This window comes from Planctomonas deserti, assembly GCF_003067705.1.
Lineage (GTDB): Bacteria > Actinomycetota > Actinomycetes > Actinomycetales > Microbacteriaceae > Planctomonas > Planctomonas deserti.
The window spans coordinates 1-759 of record NZ_QANL01000036.1 but is presented as its reverse complement, the minus strand read 5'-3'; the positions used below and the strand labels follow the sequence as shown (position 1 = coordinate 759).

Genomic DNA, 759 nt, shown 5'->3' with positions numbered 1-759 from the left:
GGACAATGGCGTTGCGCACGTTCTCGGCGGTGCCGTCGGGGGAGTAAGCCAGCAGATGCAGACGACTGCGGCGTTCGGTCATGCTGACCACCACACCCTTTCCGTGCGAGGCCCTGATGGTATCCAGCTCCCAGTCGCCGATGCGGCTGCGCTGCTCAACCACACTGGGGCGCTGTGTCCAGCTGCGCCGATGCGTCAGCTGCCCGCGGCCATCGCGCATGCCACGCCGACGGCGCTTGCGGCGGCGTTTGCGTAGATGCATGAACAACTGACCACCGCGCTTCTGATCGGCGTCGATGTGCCGATAGATCCATTCGTGACTGGCCAAGCCGGTGCGACCGGCAATCTGTTCGGGACTGAAGTCCTCCCTCAGCAGGTCCTCGATCTGGCCGATACGCTCAGCGTCGATGCGTGGACGCCGACTGGCCTGTGTGCGCCGATGCTCGCTGATGCGCTGCGCGTGATCGGGCCGGTACCGCGCAGCGTGCTGATTACGGCGCAGTTCGCGGCTGATCGTGCTGGGCGCCCGCCCCAATGCATCGGCGATGGCGCGCATCGACATCCCGGTTTCATGTAGCGCATGGGGACGGTATCGTTCCGACAGGTCCAGGCGGCTGGAGGACATAGGCAACTCCACTTGGCAATGAAGTCGCTCAGGTCAGGTCGCCTGGACCACTTCACAACCGTTGGTGTTGCGAATCAGAGTTGAAGCCGCCCGGGTATTGAATAGTGATGGTGAAGTGGTTGTGCAAAGTGCAG

General features: G+C 63.4%; 1 protein-coding gene. It reads right to left on the bottom strand.

From position 1 onward, the window contains the following. Nucleotides 1–625: IS30-like element IS1112a family transposase (locus DAI20_RS19370; RefSeq protein ID WP_108252881.1), on the bottom strand; the 625-nt coding region annotated here is incomplete at its 3' end. Between the last annotated feature and the right edge of the window lie 134 nt (nt 626–759).